10 protein-coding genes and 20 tRNA genes are annotated in these 14,313 nt (G+C 45.3%); 3 read left to right on the top strand and 27 right to left on the bottom strand.

The features are described 5' to 3' along the window. Positions 1-48: 48 nt before the first annotated feature. Positions 49-1,473: a tRNA (N6-isopentenyl adenosine(37)-C2)-methylthiotransferase MiaB gene (miaB, locus tag vsple_RS03590; protein WP_255231263.1), complete on the bottom strand. Its 1,425-nt coding sequence runs from the start codon at positions 1,471-1,473 to the stop codon at positions 49-51. A gap of 335 nt (positions 1,474-1,808) precedes the next feature. Here miaB and vsple_RS03595 point away from each other — a divergent pair, with 335 nt between their 5' ends. Further along, the gene (locus tag vsple_RS03595) at positions 1,809-2,984 is read left to right on the top strand and encodes a 2-octaprenyl-3-methyl-6-methoxy-1,4-benzoquinol hydroxylase (protein ID WP_261882698.1); all 1,176 of its coding nucleotides are present in this window, start codon (positions 1,809-1,811) and stop codon (positions 2,982-2,984) included. Positions 2,985-3,052: 68 nt separating this feature from the next. On the opposite strand, the gene vsple_RS03600 is transcribed toward vsple_RS03595, so the two are convergent. From vsple_RS03600 to lolB, 26 genes are all read right to left on the bottom strand, one after another. Continuing rightward, complete coding sequence (locus vsple_RS03600; protein WP_261882699.1) at positions 3,053-4,099, bottom strand: lactonase family protein; 1,047 nt, start codon at positions 4,097-4,099, stop codon at positions 3,053-3,055. A gap of 154 nt (positions 4,100-4,253) precedes the next feature. Continuing rightward, positions 4,254-4,338 (bottom strand) — tRNA-Leu (locus vsple_RS03605). 103 nt (positions 4,339-4,441) lie between these two features. Continuing rightward, positions 4,442-4,526, bottom strand: a tRNA-Leu gene (locus vsple_RS03610). 71 nt (positions 4,527-4,597) lie between these two features. Continuing rightward, positions 4,598-4,674: transfer RNA gene (locus vsple_RS03615), tRNA-Met, on the bottom strand. Between the two features lie 45 nt (positions 4,675-4,719). Beyond that, positions 4,720-4,804: transfer RNA gene (locus tag vsple_RS03620), tRNA-Leu, on the bottom strand. A 52-nt stretch (positions 4,805-4,856) separates the two neighbouring features. Continuing rightward, a tRNA-Gln gene (locus vsple_RS03625) sits at positions 4,857-4,931 on the bottom strand. A 53-nt stretch (positions 4,932-4,984) separates the two neighbouring features. Then, positions 4,985-5,069 (bottom strand) — tRNA-Leu (locus vsple_RS03630). Between the two features lie 52 nt (positions 5,070-5,121). Beyond that, positions 5,122-5,196, bottom strand: a tRNA-Gln gene (locus tag vsple_RS03635). A gap of 53 nt (positions 5,197-5,249) precedes the next feature. Then, positions 5,250-5,334, bottom strand: a tRNA-Leu gene (locus vsple_RS03640). A 91-nt stretch (positions 5,335-5,425) separates the two neighbouring features. Continuing rightward, a tRNA-Met gene (locus vsple_RS03645) sits at positions 5,426-5,502 on the bottom strand. A gap of 43 nt (positions 5,503-5,545) precedes the next feature. Continuing rightward, positions 5,546-5,630 (bottom strand) — tRNA-Leu (locus vsple_RS03650). A 53-nt stretch (positions 5,631-5,683) separates the two neighbouring features. Further along, a tRNA-Gln gene (locus vsple_RS03655) sits at positions 5,684-5,758 on the bottom strand. 53 nt (positions 5,759-5,811) lie between these two features. After that, a tRNA-Leu gene (locus tag vsple_RS03660) sits at positions 5,812-5,896 on the bottom strand. A 52-nt stretch (positions 5,897-5,948) separates the two neighbouring features. Then, positions 5,949-6,023 (bottom strand) — tRNA-Gln (locus vsple_RS03665). Positions 6,024-6,076: 53 nt separating this feature from the next. After that, a tRNA-Leu gene (locus tag vsple_RS03670) sits at positions 6,077-6,161 on the bottom strand. A gap of 52 nt (positions 6,162-6,213) precedes the next feature. Next, positions 6,214-6,288 (bottom strand) — tRNA-Gln (locus vsple_RS03675). A 30-nt stretch (positions 6,289-6,318) separates the two neighbouring features. After that, positions 6,319-6,403: transfer RNA gene (locus tag vsple_RS03680), tRNA-Leu, on the bottom strand. A gap of 72 nt (positions 6,404-6,475) precedes the next feature. Further along, positions 6,476-6,552 (bottom strand) — tRNA-Met (locus vsple_RS03685). Positions 6,553-6,628: 76 nt separating this feature from the next. After that, positions 6,629-6,703 (bottom strand) — tRNA-Gln (locus vsple_RS03690). A 29-nt stretch (positions 6,704-6,732) separates the two neighbouring features. Then, positions 6,733-6,817: transfer RNA gene (locus tag vsple_RS03695), tRNA-Leu, on the bottom strand. Positions 6,818-6,865: 48 nt separating this feature from the next. Continuing rightward, positions 6,866-6,942: transfer RNA gene (locus vsple_RS03700), tRNA-Met, on the bottom strand. A gap of 283 nt (positions 6,943-7,225) precedes the next feature. Next, on the bottom strand, positions 7,226-8,317 hold the full coding sequence (gene ychF, locus vsple_RS03705; protein WP_261882700.1) for a redox-regulated ATPase YchF: 1,092 nt from the start codon (positions 8,315-8,317) through the stop codon (positions 7,226-7,228). A 10-nt stretch (positions 8,318-8,327) separates the two neighbouring features. Then, a complete protein-coding gene (pth, locus tag vsple_RS03710) occupies positions 8,328-8,918 on the bottom strand; it encodes an aminoacyl-tRNA hydrolase (RefSeq protein ID WP_239843020.1) in 591 nt (196 codons plus the stop codon). A 364-nt stretch (positions 8,919-9,282) separates the two neighbouring features. Then, positions 9,283-10,227, bottom strand: coding sequence for a ribose-phosphate pyrophosphokinase (locus vsple_RS03715; protein WP_032550066.1), 945 nt, complete (start codon positions 10,225-10,227; stop codon positions 9,283-9,285). Positions 10,228-10,255: 28 nt separating this feature from the next. Continuing rightward, positions 10,256-11,131, bottom strand: coding sequence for a 4-(cytidine 5'-diphospho)-2-C-methyl-D-erythritol kinase (gene ispE / locus vsple_RS03720; RefSeq protein ID WP_261882701.1), 876 nt, complete (start codon positions 11,129-11,131; stop codon positions 10,256-10,258). Continuing rightward, positions 11,128-11,772, bottom strand: a complete 645-nt coding sequence (gene lolB / locus vsple_RS03725; protein ID WP_261882702.1) for a lipoprotein insertase outer membrane protein LolB — start codon at positions 11,770-11,772, stop codon at positions 11,128-11,130. The genes ispE and lolB overlap by 4 nt, the downstream gene beginning before the upstream one ends. 161 nt (positions 11,773-11,933) lie before the next feature. On the opposite strand from lolB, the gene hemA reads away from it, so the two are divergent. Further along, the gene (gene hemA, locus vsple_RS03730; RefSeq protein ID WP_261882703.1) at positions 11,934-13,193 is read left to right on the top strand and encodes a glutamyl-tRNA reductase; all 1,260 of its coding nucleotides are present in this window, start codon (positions 11,934-11,936) and stop codon (positions 13,191-13,193) included. A 29-nt stretch (positions 13,194-13,222) separates the two neighbouring features. Then, the gene (prfA, locus tag vsple_RS03735; protein ID WP_255231257.1) at positions 13,223-14,311 is read left to right on the top strand and encodes a peptide chain release factor 1; all 1,089 of its coding nucleotides are present in this window, start codon (positions 13,223-13,225) and stop codon (positions 14,309-14,311) included. Positions 14,312-14,313: the final 2 nt, after the last annotated feature.

The following is a 14,313-nucleotide window of genomic DNA, read 5'->3' on the forward strand; positions in this document are numbered from 1 at the left end:
AATTTCAAGCTTTGCAGTTCAGCTTTGTGCTGAATCTAGATGTTTTGCTTATGGTGTAAATGTTGCTACACCTAGCTCGTCTTCACGTTTTGTTTTCGCCATCATCTGCGTTGGAGAGATGATAGTGCGTAGGTCCATGTCTTTTTCTGTACGAACCAGTTCACCACGTAGAGAGTTAGCGAATACGTCTGTGATCTTCACGTCAACGAATTGACCGATAAGGTCTGCGCTGCCTTCGAAGTTCACAACACGGTTGTTCTCAGTACGCGCGCGAAGCTCCATTAGGTTCTTCTTAGACGGACCTTCCACAAGAACGCGTTGTTCTGTATCAAGCATCAGACGCGAGTAACGCATTGCTTGAGAGTTCACCACTTGTTGTAGTTCGTATAGACGCTCTTTTTTCTCTTGCTCAGGCACGTCACATGGGTAATCTGCAGCAGGTGTACCTGGACGAGGGGAGAAGATAAAGCTGAAGCTCATATCGAAATCTACGTCTTTGATCAGTTTCATCGTTGCTTGGTGATCCATTGCGGTTTCACCTGGGAAGCCAACAATAAAGTCAGAACTGATTTGAATATCAGGACGAGCTTTACGTAGCTTACGAATGATCGACTTGTACTCGATAGCTGTGTGAGGACGCTTCATCATGGTTAGGATGCGGTCACTACCACTTTGTACTGGTAGGTGCAGGAAGCTCACAAGCTCTGGCGTATCTTCGTACACAGCGATGATATCGTCAGTAAACTCAAGTGGGTGACTCGTTGTGAAACGGATACGGTCGATACCATCGATAGAAGCGACAAGGCGAAGTAGTTCTGCGAATGAACAGATGTCACCTTCGTGCGTTGGACCGCGGTATGCGTTTACGTTTTGGCCTAGTAGGTTAACTTCACGTACACCTTGTTCAGCTAGCTGTGCGATTTCGAATAGCACGTCATCCATTGGACGGCTAACTTCTTCACCACGCGTGTAAGGTACAACACAGTAAGTACAGTACTTAGAACAGCCTTCCATGATAGAAACGAAGGCGGTTGCACCTTCAGCGCGAGGCTCTGGTAGACGGTCGAATTTCTCGATCTCTGGGAAAGAGATGTCCATTACTGGCGCTTCATCGCTTAGAGATTGTTTGATCATCTCTGGTAGGCGGTGCAGTGTTTGTGGGCCAAAGATTACGTCAACATATGGTGCACGTTCACGGATGTGGTCGCCTTCTTGAGTCGCTACACAGCCACCCACACCGATCACAACACCGTCTTTTTTGTCTTTTAGCGTTTTCCAACGACCAAGCTGGTGGAATACTTTCTCTTGCGCTTTTTCGCGGATAGAACAGGTATTCAGTAGTAGTACATCTGCTTCCTCAGGTACTTCTGTTAGCTCATAGCCATTTGCGGCATTTAGCAGGTCAGCCATTTTTGATGAATCGTATTCATTCATCTGGCAGCCCCAAGTTTTAATTAGCAGTTTCTTACTCATGTTTTGTTCGCTCGATCGTTAGTTTAATTTAAGGGAGCAAATCGCCCAGTGTTAATCCGCGGTTATGGTCTCTATTATAGCTTCTAAATATGGCTAAAATAGCGCTACCCTAACAGCAAGCGGCGTATTGTACTGGTTTCAAAACCGACTGACTAGTGGTCTAGCAAAATCTCTTATGTAGTGGTTTTTATTCTCGTTAAGATTGTTAGTTATTTCGAGAAACACTATACACAGCAAGGGATTGTCCATTTTGAGATTAAGGTTTTTGGTTACAAGTAAGTTGTGAAAACGTACAATCAAAAACAGTCATTGAATCAAACTGATAAGTACAAAATATGAACAGTTACGATATTGTGGTAGTCGGCGGTGGTATGGTTGGTGCAGCAACCGCTATCGGATTTGCGCAGCAAGGTATGCGTGTCGCGGTGATCGAGGGCTTTGCCCCGCAAGCCTTCGAAAAGACACAACCTATGGACATTCGTGTCTCTGCGATTTCTCAAGCCTCTGTGGATCTGCTGGATTCGCTAGGTGCTTGGGATGCAATCGAGAATATGCGAGTTTGCACGTATAAACGCTTAGAGACTTGGGAACATCCAGAGTGCCGTACGCGATTTGACGCTGCATCTTTAGAGTTACCTCGACTGGGCTATATCGTCGAAAACCGCCTTATCCAACTTGGGTTGTGGGCGCAATTTGAACGTTATGACAATATTGAACTGCTATGCCCAGAAAAGCTCGATACCATTGAATTTGGTGAAACGAACATTGTGGTGTTGCAGTCGGGCTTGCGTCTATCAACTAAATGGGTTGTTGGTGCAGACGGCGCGAATTCGGCTGTTCGTCAGCAAGCGGGAATTGGTATCACGGCTTGGGATTACCGCCAACACTGTATGCTGATCAATGTCGAGACGGAACTTCCTCAGCAAGACATTACTTGGCAGCAATTTCTACCAAGTGGCCCTCGTTCTTTTTTACCTTTGGCGTCGCTTAATGAAGAGGGTAAGGAAGTGGGGCAAGGCTCTTTGGTTTGGTACGACAAGCCGTCACGTATTAAGCAATTGTCAGCAATGAGTCCAGAGAAGCTGCGTGCAGAAGTGTTAAGTCACTTCCCTGCGGAGCTGGGTGATATCAAAGTGCTTCAATCGGGCTCTTTCCCTCTGACTCGCCGACATGCTCAGCGTTACGCTCAAAACAACTGTATCTTGGTCGGAGATTCTGCACACACCATCAACCCTCTGGCTGGGCAAGGGGTGAACCTAGGCTTCAAAGACGTGGCAGCTCTTATTAAACTGACTAAAGATCAAGGCGAGTTAACTGACTCTGTCGCAAGAAGCTACGAGGTTAAAAGAAGAGGGGATAACCTCATCATGCAGAGTGGCATGGACTTCTTCTACAAAACGTTTAGTAATGATCTTGGCCCACTTAAATTTGTTCGCAATGCAGCATTAAAGCTTGCAGAGAATTCAGGACCAATTAAAAACCAAGTATTGAAGTATGCTTTGGGGCTGTAGTTGATAGTCTCGTACAGCTAAAGAAGTAAAGGAGAGCCAATGCTCTCCTTTTTTGTATCCACTACTTACTATACTTGCTGTGTGACACAAACTGGTGAACCCACTTCTAAAGAGTGACCGCTGTAGGTTAAAGAGCCGTCTAGTTTATTGCGTTTGAAAGTGGTCAGATTGTTGGAGTGTTGATTTGCAGCGACTAGCCACTCTCCATCATCAGTAATATGAAAATCACGAGGGAAGCTGCCTTCAGTACGATAGCTATCCACAAAAATCGGCTTTTGATTCACTGGGTCGAGTTTAAAGTGACTGATCCTTGATTGGTGTCGGCAAGAGACATAAAGATGCTGCTCATCTGGCGATAGCTTGATTGCAGCGGCCGCTTCTCCTTTTTCTGAATTAGGGAGCGCATCCATCTCATCAACAATATGCCAACGTCCAACGGCCTTCTCTAGCATTAGAATCGTTTCAGATAGCTCACATACCACATAGGCTTTATCTTCAGCCTTACTGAAAACCATATGACGAGGCCCATTGCCTGCAGGAACTTGAATAGATTGTACAGGCTCTTCTAAAAACTCCTCTTGCTCCTCATCGAAGCAGTAGAAGTTGATGCGATCGGCGCCAAGATCAACGGTCACAAACTGTGGCGAGTGCGTTAAAAACAGCGACTGATGGGCATGTGGCCCTGTTTGTCTATCTTGGTTGGGCCCTGAACCTGACATTTTTAGTGTTTTTATTCGCTTATCGATGTTGCCATTGATACCCAAACTAAAAATATCGAATGTGCCAGAAGAGTACTGGGAAGTGATGGCAAACTTATGGTTAGGATCTATCGAGATGTGACATGGGTGATCCCCCAATATGAACTCGGAGTTAGATAGGACTTTTGAACCTGTCTCTGAAATATGAAATAGCTGAGGTTGCGACTGTTGGTCGATTTCAGATGCGGTATAGATGCCCAGCTTTGTAGAGACAACAAAAGAGGGGTTAATGCACTTTGCGATCAGTTGTGGAGGGTTCAGCTTACCTGTTTCTAGATCAAACTGAGTTTGATACACACCTTGGCTTCCATTTGGATCTTCTGTGTAGCAACCGATGGTTAAAGGGAGAGTTCTCATAGCGCTGTCATACTCAATGTGAAAGTGGAGTCGACATTGTCTTATAAAAAGGTAACTAAGTGCTGAATCTAGGGGAAATACTTGGTGATGTGGTTAGCAGATTTGTATATTTCAGATAAAAGAAAACCCAGCTAAAAAGCTGGGTTTCTAATAATGGTGCGGAAGGAGAGACTTGAACTCTCACACCTTGCGGCGCCAGAACCTAAATCTGGTGCGTCTACCAATTCCGCCACTTCCGCATCAATTCTTTTGGCCATACCGATGATTGGTAAAATCAGTATCACGTTGTATTTGATTGTTTTACGTGTCAATCACACACTCTTCGTTTCCGAAGAAGAATAATGGTGCGGTCGGAGAGACTTGAACTCTCACACCTCTCGGCGCCAGAACCTAAATCTGGTGCGTCTACCAATTCCGCCACGACCGCAACAATTCTGTAGTCATACCGATAATTAGTAAAATCAGTATCACGTTGTATTTTTCATTCTAATGAAAGAATGGTGGCTACTGCGGGATTTGAACCTGCGACCCCATCATTATGAGTGATGTGCTCTAACCAACTGAGCTAAGTAGCCAACTTGTTTCTCTTTCGAGATCTCTTTGTTTCCAAAGAAGAATAATGGTGCGGAAGGAGAGACTTGAACTCTCACACCTTGCGGCGCCAGAACCTAAATCTGGTGCGTCTACCAATTCCGCCACTTCCGCATCAATTTGTAGTTAAGGAGATGATTGGTGAATCTCAATAACGTTGTATTAGTGGCTGGGCTACCTGGATTCGAACCAGGGAATGCCGGCATCAAAAGCCGGTGCCTTACCGCTTGGCGATAGCCCAACTGGATTGTTTCATGTGTCAATCACACGCTCTTCGTTTCCGAAGAAGAATAATGGTGCGGAAGGAGAGACTTGAACTCTCACACCTTGCGGCGCCAGAACCTAAATCTGGTGCGTCTACCAATTCCGCCACTTCCGCATCAATTTGTAGTTAAGGAGATGATTGGTGAATCTCAATAACATTGTATTAGTGGCTGGGCTACCTGGATTCGAACCAGGGAATGCCGGCATCAAAAGCCGGTGCCTTACCGCTTGGCGATAGCCCAACTGGATTGTTTCATGTGTCAATCACACACACTTCGTTTCCGAAGAAGAATAATGGTGCGGAAGGAGAGACTTGAACTCTCACACCTTGCGGCGCCAGAACCTAAATCTGGTGCGTCTACCAATTCCGCCACTTCCGCATCGCTAATTTATTCTCTCAGCAAAGAGTGTAGTCATACCGATAATTGGTAAAATCAGTATCACGTTGTATTTTTCATTCTAATGAAAGAATGGTGGCTACTGCGGGATTTGAACCTGCGACCCCATCATTATGAGTGATGTGCTCTAACCAACTGAGCTAAGTAGCCAATCTTTCTCTTTCGAGATCTCTTTGTTTCCAAAGAAGAATAATGGTGCGGAAGGAGAGACTTGAACTCTCACACCTTGCGGCGCCAGAACCTAAATCTGGTGCGTCTACCAATTCCGCCACTTCCGCATCAATTTTTTAGTTAGAGAGATGATTGGTGAATCTCAATAACGTTGTATTAGTGGCTGGGCTACCTGGATTCGAACCAGGGAATGCCGGCATCAAAAGCCGGTGCCTTACCGCTTGGCGATAGCCCAACTGGATTGTTTCATGTGTCAATCACACGCTCTTCGTTTCCGAAGAAGAATAATGGTGCGGAAGGAGAGACTTGAACTCTCACACCTTGCGGCGCCAGAACCTAAATCTGGTGCGTCTACCAATTCCGCCACTTCCGCATCAATTTGTAGTTAAGGAGATGATTGGTGAATCTCAATAACGTTGTATTAGTGGCTGGGCTACCTGGATTCGAACCAGGGAATGCCGGCATCAAAAGCCGGTGCCTTACCGCTTGGCGATAGCCCAACTGGATTGTTTCATGTGTCAATCACACGCTCTTCGTTTCCGAAGAAGAATAATGGTGCGGAAGGAGAGACTTGAACTCTCACACCTTACGGCGCCAGAACCTAAATCTGGTGCGTCTACCAATTCCGCCACTTCCGCATCAATTTGTAGTTAAGGAGATGATTGGTGAATCTCAATAACGTTGTATTAGTGGCTGGGCTACCTGGATTCGAACCAGGGAATGCCGGCATCAAAAGCCGGTGCCTTACCGCTTGGCGATAGCCCAACTGTGATATCCATTAAGATATCTAAATAATGGTGCGGTCGGAGAGACTTGAACTCTCACACCTCTCGGCGCCAGAACCTAAATCTGGTGCGTCTACCAATTCCGCCACGACCGCAGCAAATCTTTATAGTCATACTGAATATTGGTGATTCAATATAACGTTGTCTTTTCTTTCTCGAAGAAAGAGTGGTGGCTACTGCGGGATTTGAACCTGCGACCCCATCATTATGAGTGATGTGCTCTAACCAACTGAGCTAAGTAGCCATCTGAGAGCGAGACAATATAAACTAAACTCGCTTTCAATGCTATTACCTTTTAAAAGATAATTACACTTAATTTGTGGCTGGGCTACCTGGATTCGAACCAGGGAATGCCGGCATCAAAAGCCGGTGCCTTACCGCTTGGCGATAGCCCAACAATTGATATCAAAAGATATCTCAAATATGGTGCGGAAGGAGAGACTTGAACTCTCACACCTTGCGGCGCCAGAACCTAAATCTGGTGCGTCTACCAATTCCGCCACTTCCGCATATTTCCTAAAGACTCTAACTCATTTAAGAGGAAAGTATTTAGGAAATGGTGGCTACTGCGGGATTTGAACCTGCGACCCCATCATTATGAGTGATGTGCTCTAACCAACTGAGCTAAGTAGCCATTTCCAAATTGTCGTTCCGTTTTGAAGCGTTGCTGCTTCGTTGGGAACGGGGCGCATTATGCGTAGTTGAGTGAAACCCGTCAACTTTTTTTTTAAATAAATCACGAATAAATGCCTGTTCGATTTCTTTTTAGACAAAGAGGCGTATTTGTGATCAAAAAATGGGGTTGAAACCCGATGTTTTGGTGAAGTTAATTTTTATATGGATAGAACTCATTGAATTGAGAAAACAAAAAAGGCCAGTGAGAACACTGGCCTTTGGCAATAAGTTGCTAATAAAACTTATACGTTGAAGCGGAAGTGAACAACATCGCCGTCTTTAACGATGTAGTCTTTACCTTCTAGACGCCATTTACCTGCATCTTTTGCACCGCTCTCACCGCTAAATTCGATGAAGTGGTCGTAACCAACAACTTCTGCACGGATGAAGCCTTTTTCGAAGTCAGTGTGGATCTTACCTGCAGCTTGTGGCGCAGTTGCACCAACAGGGATAGTCCAAGCACGTACTTCTTTAACACCAGCAGTGAAGTAAGTTTGCAGAGTAAGTAGTTCGTAACCAGAACGGATCACACGGTTTAGACCTGGTTCTTCGATACCCATGTCTGCTAGAAACTCTTCGCGATCTTCGTCTTCAAGTTCAGATAGCTCAGATTCAATAGCGGCACATACAGCAACAACGACATTGTTCTCTTTTTCTGCGTATTCACGAACTGCGTCTAGGTACGGGTTATCTTCGAAACCGTCTTCGTTTACGTTCGCAATGTACATTGTTGGCTTAAGTGTCAGGAAGTTTAGGTAGCCAATTGCTGCCGCTTCTTCTTTTGAAAGCTCAACTGTACGCGCCATACCACCTTCAGTCAGAACTGGTAGTAGCTTTTCTAGAACAGTGATTTCGAACTTAGCGTCCTTGTCACCGCCTTTTGCTTTTTTAGTGTTACGTTGAATTGCACGCTCACAGCTGTCTAAGTCAGCCAGTGCAAGTTCAAGGTTGATCACTTCGATGTCATCGATTGGTGATACTTTGCCAGAAACGTGAACGATGTTTTCGTTTTCAAAACAGCGAACTACGTGACCAATTGCGTCAGTTTCACGGATATTTGCTAGGAACTTGTTACCCAGACCTTCACCTTTAGAAGCGCCAGCAACTAGGCCCGCGATATCAACGAATTCCATCGTTGTAGGAAGGATCTTCTGCGGATTAACAATTTTCGCTAATGCATCTAGACGTAGGTCAGGTACTGGAACGATACCTGTGTTTGGTTCGATGGTACAAAACGGGAAGTTTGCTGCCTCGATACCTGCTTTAGTTAGTGCATTAAACAGAGTTGACTTACCAACGTTTGGTAGACCAACGATGCCACATTTAAAACCCATGATATAAACCTTATTCTGCTTTGAACGTATGTAAGCGATTTTGTGCTTTTGATAGGCCATCTTTCAATAAGATGTCTAGGCTGCGTACTGACTCGTCAACAACGGCATCAATACACTCTTGCTCTTTTTGCGGAGCTTTGCCTAATACATAACCTGCAACTTTATCTTTGTGTCCCGGATGGCCTATGCCTAAACGAAGACGGTAGAATTCTTTATTGTTACCCTGCTTGCTGATGATGTCTTTGAGTCCATTGTGACCGCCGTGACCGCCACCCTTTTTGAACTTACCAATACCAGGTGGAAGATCGAGTTCATCATGTGCAACCATGATCTCTTCTGGCTTTATTTGATAGAACTTCGCCATTGCCGCAACGGCCTTGCCGGATAAATTCATGTAAGTTGTTGGGATCAACAAGCGAAGATCTTCACCGTGAACCATAATGCGCCCAGTCAAACCAAAGAACTTTGCTTCATTCTTTAGCGTAACGTTGTGCACGCGTGCTAATTCTTCAACTACCCATGCGCCCGCATTGTGGCGAGTTTTGGCGTATTCTGGACCTGGATTTGCCAGTCCAACGAGAAGTTTTATTTGTTGGCTCAAGGTATGGATCTCTCTCGGGATTTCAAAAAGCGCCGTATGATATCACAATTTATGAAAAAGGTGCGAGCAGTGGAATACTTGTCTCTGCTCGAGAACCTCACTTATGACACTAATACCAATCGTAGTAAATAATTGCTCACCCTAGCTTGTTAAAATGCTCGATAACTGCGTTAGAATTTTTGATTGTAGAATAACTACTTATCGAAAAATTCTGCCTTGTTCTCAAGCCTTTTTCCTGCGCTATTTTTGATCACTTATTTACTGTGATTGGTATAACCTTAGCGCAATATAGGACAGGTATAAAAAAAGCACTTCAATTGAAGTGCTTTTTAAACGCATAACTCTATGGGTAGAGTAGTGAGTTTTAGTTAAACATCGCAGAGATTGACTCTTCGTTGCTGATACGACGAATCGCTTCAGCAAGCATGCGAGATAGGCTAAGAGTTGTTACTTTACCTGTCGCTGCCATCTCAGGAGATAGTGAGATAGAGTCAGTAACGATAACTTGGTCTAGAACAGAGTTCTTGATGTTGTCTGCTGCACCACCAGAGAATACAGCGTGAGTTGCGTAAGCGAATACACGCTTAGCACCGCGCTCTTTTAGCGCTTCAGCTGCTTTACATAGTGTGCCACCTGTGTCGATCATGTCATCAACGATAACACAGTCACGACCTTCAACATCACCGATTAGGTTCATCACTTCAGAAACGTTAGCACGTGGACGACGCTTATCAACGATAGCGATATCAACGTCACCTAGAGCTTTCGCGGTTGCACGAGCACGTACAACACCACCTAGGTCAGGAGAAACCACTACTGGGTTCTCTAGGCCACGGTTAGCCATATCTTCTAGAAGAACTGGAGTACCGAAGATGTTATCAACGGGTACATCGAAGAAGCCTTGGATTTGTTCAGCGTGTAGGTCGATAGTAAGAACGCGGTCAACGCCAACGTTAGAAAGGAAGTCTGCAACAACTTTTGCAGTAATTGGCACACGAGCAGAACGTACGCGACGATCTTGACGGGCATAACCGAAGTAAGGGATTACAGCAGTAATACGGCCAGCAGAAGCACGGCGCATTGCGTCAATCATTACCACCAATTCCATTAGGTTGTCATTGGTTGGTGCACAAGTAGATTGAATTAGGAATACATCACTACCACGAACGTTCTCGTTGATTTGTACAGCGACTTCGCCGTCAGAAAAACGGTCTACAGTAGCATCGCCAAGAGAGATGTATAGACGGTCAGCAATACGTTGGGCTAGTTCAGGTGTTGCGTTACCAGCAAATAGCTTCATATCAGGCACGGTGGAAACCTCAGGGTTGCGTCCAGTTTTAATTAGATTGTGGGTGGGCTGATTGGTATTCAGCCAGCGCCTCTTTTAAAGGTGAAAAATTTCGACCTTTAGCAATAAATGCAGAAGCGTTGTCAGACAGTTTTTCCAGTACAGATTCTGCTTCGTTTTTGCTCGAAAATTCCGCAAAAACGCAAGAACCTGTGCCAGTTAATCTCGACGGCGCATATTGTAGCAGCCATGAAAGTTGCTTATCAACCTCTGGGTACAGCATTCGTACAATTTTTTCGCAATCGTTTACGTATTCTTGCTCTAGAAGCGTTGCTAGCTCTCGCTTCGGCGTGTTTCTAGTTAAATCTGGGTGAGTGAATATGTCTACAGTTGCAATGCTTACCTGAGGTTTAACCACCAAATACCATTTCTCTTCTGGATTTGCTGGATGCAACTGCTCACCCACACCCTCAGCAAAAGCCGAGAAGCCACGAACGAATACAGGGACGTCCGCCCCCAGTTTTAAACCTATCTCTGCTAATTGATCATCAGAAAGGCCGAGTTGCCATAAATAGTTTAATGCGACTAACACGGTTGCTGCATTTGATGAACCACCGCCAATACCCCCACCCATAGGCAAAACTTTCTTGAGTTCAATATCAGCGCCGAAGTTTGTATTGGTGTACTGTTGAAGAGCAGTTGCGGCTTTCCAGATTAGGTTATCTTCTGTAGCAACACCTGGGATTTGAGGCGAAATCGTAATGTGGCTTGAGCGTTGGTGTGCTGTGATGCTGAGTTCGTCACCGAAGTCGACAAACTGAAACAGAGTTTGCAATTCGTGATAGCCGTTATCACGACGACCGTTAATGTAGAGAAAAAGGTTCAGTTTAGCCGGTGACGGCCAATGAGTTTGCGTCGAAATCATTTATCGAGTGTCCATTTAGAGACCACAATGTTGATCTTATTTTCATCTTGTTTAAAGGAGAGTCGTGTTGGAAGAGGCAGTACCTTTTCAACGGTATCATTTTGGCTATCGAAGTTTTGGCTCAGTGTGACATCGCGATAGCGGTCAAAGTTAAGTTGCCAAGCTTTGTCATCGATCTGCTTAGAAAGCGCTTCTACGGTATTGTTGGCGTTCAATAAGTAGGTGTCTGCTTGATCGGGATTACCGAGTAGCCATTGTGGTAGATGATCAACGGGGATCGTCAGCCCAGTTAGTTGTCTAACCAGTTTAGATGCACTTCTATGGGTAAATACTTGATCATCATAAGTCACGACTTTAGCGCCGTACTCGTTGATTGTCAGGTTAAGTGCGGTTTGACCTAGGAACGTAGTCAGTCGCAATTGACTGAAGTTTGGTGAGTGTTTCCACAAAAAGTTGAGGCTTTGGCGCTCTTCAGGAGAGATGTAGGCCAACTTACCTGTAGCTTGATAATATTGGATCTCTTGCAGTTGTCGCTGATGTGCTTGCCATTCCACGCTGGTCGGCTGTTCTGGTGCAGAAACACAACCTGTTACGACTAGACAGAAAAAAATCAAAGAGGCAATTTTACGAAATCTATCCATGTTTGCTCACAACTTGTTCAATAACATCGAAAAAACGCTTCAACTATAGCATTGAATTCACGAACTCAGGAAAACAAATACTGCTTACCCTTTAAATAGAGCCATGCATCAAGTAAAATTCGGCATCCTGTTTTTAAACCCTGATCGAGAACTTCTGATACATGTCTTTGCTTGCCGTAGGTATCAATCACAATACAGCGTCGGTTGAATTGCGAGAAAAAGTAGCGTTTGGTCCAGATAAATTATCTGATGCACTAAAGCAACTTAACGCAAATGCACACGTGAATGGAAGTGTCATACTCTCCACTTGTAACCGAACAGAAGTGTACTGTGACGTTAAAAGTGCGGCTAAGAATAAGCTGATTGAATGGTTATCAGTATTTCATGACGTTAGCCCAGAAGAGCTGAAACCCAGCCTGTATATTCATGAAGAGCAAGCGGCAATTAAACACCTAATGCGTGTTGCTTGTGGCTTAGACTCTTTAGTATTGGGTGAGCCTCAAATTCTCGGACAGGTAAAACAAGCGTATTCTGATTCGCGTGAGCAGAAAGCCGTCGATGCATCGATGGAGAAGCTGTTCCAAAAGTCATTCTCTGTTGCTAAGCGTGTACGTACTGAAACTGAAATTGGCGGTAGTGCCGTTTCTGTTGCTTACGCAGCTTGTACATTGGCGAAACACATCTTTGAGTCGATTGAAGATTCGACGGTGTTGCTAGTAGGTGCCGGTGAGACCATCGAGTTGGTAGCAAAACACCTCTCTGCTAATGGCTGTACTAAAATGATTGTGGCTAACCGAACGCGTGAGCGTGCTTTAGGTTTAGCCGAAGAGTTTGGTGCTGAGGTGATCAGCTTGAATGAGATCCCAGATCATCTCAATAAGGCGGATATTGTGATCAGCTCAACAGCGAGCCCTCTGCCGATTATCGGTAAAGGTATGGTTGAGACCGCACTTAAACAGAGAAAGCATCAACCCATGCTGCTGGTTGATATCGCGGTGCCTCGTGATGTCGAAGCGGAAGTGGGCGATCTTAACGATGCCTACCTATACACAGTGGATGACTTACAATCGATTGTGGATGGCAACATCGAGCAGCGCAAGGTTGAAGCGATTCAAGCTGAAGCGATTGTCAGTGAAGAGAGCGCCGCCTTTATGAGTTGGATGCGCTCCCTGCAAGCGGTGGATAGCATTCGTGAGTACCGAAAGTCAGCGAATGAAATCAGAGAAGAATTATTAAGCAAGAGTTTACAGTCACTGGCTGCGGGCGGTGATCCTGAGAAAGTCTTGCTTGAGCTGAGTAATAAGCTCACAAACAAATTGATCCATGCTCCAACACGCGCACTACAAAGTGCAGCTGAGCAAGGAGAACCTGCGAAATTAACGGTCATTAGACAGAGTTTGGGCTTAGAAGACCCTCAATAAATTTAGACCTCCAAAAAGATAAGACGAATATGAAAGCCTCGATTCTAGTAAAGCTTGAAACACTTGTTGAACGCTACGAAGAAGTTCAACACCTGCTTGGTGATCCAGATGTGATCGGTGATCAAAACAAATTCCGCGCACTATCGAAAGAGTACTCTCAGTTAGAAGAAGTGACCAAGTGCTTCCAAGCGTACCAGCAAGCGCAAGACGATCTAGAAGCTGCCGAAGATATGGCGCAAGAAGACGACGAAGAGATGCGTGAAATGGCGCAAGAAGAGATTAAAGAAGCGAAAGAGGCGATCGCGCGCCTGACTGATGAACTTCAAATCCTACTGCTGCCAAAAGATCCAAACGATGAGCGTAACTGTTTCCTAGAGATCCGCGCTGGTGCTGGTGGTGACGAAGCGGGTATCTTCGCAGGTAACCTGTTCCGTATGTACTCTAAATTTGCTGAGAAGAAAGGCTGGCGCGTTGAAGTAATGAGCAGCAATGATTCAGAGCAGGGCGGTTACAAAGAGATGATCGCTAAAATAAGCGGCGAAGGCGTTTATGGCGTGATGAAGTTTGAGTCTGGCGGTCACCGTGTTCAGCGTGTGCCAGAGACAGAATCTCAAGGTCGTGTTCATACTTCAGCATGTACCGTTGCTGTTATGCCTGAAATCCCAGAAGCGGATCTTCCAGAAATTAAAGCGGCAGACCTGAAAATTGATACCTTCCGTGCATCAGGCGCGGGTGGTCAACACGTTAACACCACGGACTCTGCAATCCGTATTACTCACTTGCCAACAGGTACAGTGGTAGAGTGTCAAGACGAGCGTTCTCAGCACAAAAACAAAGCGAAAGCGATGGCAGTTCTTGCTGCGCGTATTGTACAAGCTGAAGAAGAGCGTCGTGCTGCTGAAGTATCAGACACCCGTCGTAACCTACTAGGCTCGGGTGACCGTAGTGACCGTATCCGTACTTACAACTACCCACAAGGTCGTGTTTCTGATCACCGTATCAACCTAACACTTTACCGCCTGAACGAAGTGCTAGAAGGCGACCTACAAAGTCTAGTTGATCCAGTACTGCAAGAGCACCAAGCCGACCAACTTGCTGCGCTAGCTGAGAACAACTAAAC

The organism is Vibrio pelagius (assembly GCF_024347575.1).
Classification (GTDB): Bacteria; Pseudomonadota; Gammaproteobacteria; order Enterobacterales; family Vibrionaceae; genus Vibrio; species Vibrio pelagius.